Raw genomic sequence first — 2,843 nt, 5'->3', positions numbered from 1 at the left:
GGCCCGGCAGGAAGTCCGGCGCTGCCATCACTCCCAAAGCTCCCCGCGCAGCTATTTTACCCTGTGCAAATGGTTCCGGCAGGCGTTGGTGGACCTTGTGCGCCACAAATTCCCCACCCACTGCGAACCCCGCGTCCGCTACGTGCTGCGCTGTTTCGACGCCTTTGAAATCGCCCTGTGCGGCACATGGTTCGACACCGTCTACGACCCGGAGAACGTCGAGGCGCAGCGCCACTACCAGCAACTGCAGCACGAGAACGAGGAGTACATCAACCTCTTCGAGAACGTGCCCTCGCCCATTTTTTTGCTGGATGAAGCCCACCACGTCCTCAATATGAACCATGCCGCCACCCTGCTGGTGCATGAGCAGTACAACACGGAGCACGACGCCCAGCCCGATGTGGAGGACGACAGCGCCGATGCCTCGCCCCGGCTGGAAGACATCCTACCGTGGCTACGCGGCGCCCTGCCCACGCCGGTTGCATCCGGTGTGTGCCGTCCATCATCGGGCTTTTCCATCAAGCAAGGCGAGCGCTGTTTCGACATCACCTGCCTGCCCCTCGCGGACTGCCACACAACGGGGCAAGGAAACCGCACCTCCTCCATTGTTGTCATTCTGGACGATGTGACGCGCTTTCGCGATGCGGAGCTCTCCTTGCGCCGGTCAGAGGAGCGCTTCCGCCGCATTTTCGACAGCGCCCACGACGCCATCATCATCCATGACCTCAAGGGCCGCATTCTGGACGTGAACGAATCCATGCTCCACATGTTCAACGTCACCCACCGCGAAGCGCGGCGTATGTCCATCATCCATGACCTGTCGTCGTACGACATTCCCAAGAACCTCCTGCCGCTCATTTGGGAGAAGGCGCTGGACGGCGAGCCGCAGCTCTTTGAATGGAAAGGCCGCCGGCCCAAGGACGACAGTACCCTGGACATAGAAATCTTCCTGCGCCGCCTCAACTTCGGGGACGGCGACGTGGTGATGTCCACCATACGGGACACCACAGCCCGCAAGCGCTCCGAGCACCTGCTGCGCCAAAGCGAGGAATACCACCGCACGTTCTTCCAGAACAACCACTCCATCATGCTCATTATCTCGCCCGACACAGGCGAACTCTACGACGCCAACCCCGCCGCCTGCGACTACTACGGCTATTCCAAGGATGAACTGCTGGCGAAAAACATCGCGGACATCAACGTCCTAACGCGCGAGGAAATCAACGCCGAAATGCAGCGCGCCAGAGACGAAGCGCGCGAGCGCTTCCACTTCCGCCACCGCCTTGCCTCGGGCGAAATCCGCGATGTGGACGTCTACTCCGGTCCCATCATGTATCAGGGCCGCGAACTGCTCTTTTCCGTGGTGCACGACACCACGGAAAAAAACCGCATCCAGCAGGCACTGGCCCTCAGCGAAGAAAAGTTCCGGCGCATCTTTGAAAACATGCAGGACGCCTACTACCTTGGCGACCTTGAAGGCTGGCCCATCCTCATCAACAAAGCCCTGCCCACGCTGCTGGGCTACACGGCCGAAGAAATCCTCGCCCTCAATGTGCAGGACATCTACGTGGATCCGGACTGCCGCAACACCCTGCACGACGAACTGCGCGAAAAGCGCGAAATCCGCCTGCGGGAGCTGCCCCTGCGCCGCAAGGACGGCCAAATCATCACCGTAGAGTGCAACATGCAGATGATCTACGACCGCGGCGAGGCTGTGGCTGTGGAATCCATCTGCCGCGACATCACGGACAGAAAGCGCGCCAACGCCATCCTGAGCCAAAGCGAGGCCCGCTACCGCGGCCTGTTCGAAAACTCGCCCATCTCCCTGTGGGAGGCGGACTTCTCCCTTGTGCGCCACTATATCGACGACCTTGCGGCCAACGGCGTAGAGGACTTCGAGCGCTACTTCATGAGTAATGACGAAGCCGTGCAGCAGTGCGCCGCCCTTGTGCAGCTGCTGCAAGTCAACGAGGCCACCCTGCGCCTTTTCGACGCGGACACCAAATATGACATCCTGCCGGGCCTGCAGAATATTTTTACCTCCAACAATATCGTCTCGTTCCGCCAGCAGCTCATCGCGCTGGCTAAGGGCAAACTGCGCGAAACCTTTGAGGCGCCTCAGGTGACGCTGATGAGCGACACCAAATACGTCACCATCCACCTGAGCGTTGCGCCGGGGTACGAGGAATCGTGGGGCAAGGTTATTGTCTCCGTCATCGACATCACCGAGCGCCGCCGTCTGGAGGAGGAACTCAAACGCCTTGCCACCACGGACCCGCTGACCGGAGCGGCCAACCGCCGCGCGTTTTTGGACAAGGCGGAAAAGGAACTCCAGCGCTCCCGGCGCTACTCCCTGCCGCTGACCATCATGATGCTGGATATCGACCACTTTAAACGCGTGAACGATACCTACGGCCACGCGGCCGGGGACGACGTGCTGCGCTCTATGGTCGGCACCTGCAACACCATCCTGCGCGAGAACGATGTTTTTGGCCGCCTTGGCGGCGAGGAATTCGGCGCCCTGCTCATTCAAACGGACCGCGACGACGCCATGCATGTGGCCGAACGCATGCGCTCCCAGCTGGAGGCAACCACCGTGGAGACCGACGAAGGGCCTATTTCCTTCACCGTTTCCATTGGCCTGCACACCGAAATTGCCGGAGCGCGCCCCCTTGAGGACATCATGGTCAAGGCCGACCGCGCCCTGTACCACGCCAAACGCACAGGCCGGAACAAAGTAGTGGACTACACCGCCGCCATAGACGAACTCGACCCGTAGCGCGGCGCAGTCTGCGCGCCATCGCTACCCGCCCTTCGCCCGCTCAAGGCTTCCCCTCTGGCAG

At 61.1% G+C, this 2,843-nt stretch carries 1 protein-coding gene; it reads left to right on the top strand.

The genetic code is table 11. The features are described from left to right. On the top strand, positions 1–2,779 hold a 2,779-nt coding region (locus ACY69P_RS15805), incomplete at its 5' end, for a PAS domain S-box protein (protein ID WP_462328178.1). Positions 2,780–2,843 lie beyond the last annotated feature (64 nt).

It is taken from the genome of Desulfobaculum sp. (assembly GCF_054921475.1).
The sequence above is the reverse complement of the archived record's forward strand: the minus strand, read 5'-3'. Positions and strand labels throughout refer to the sequence as shown.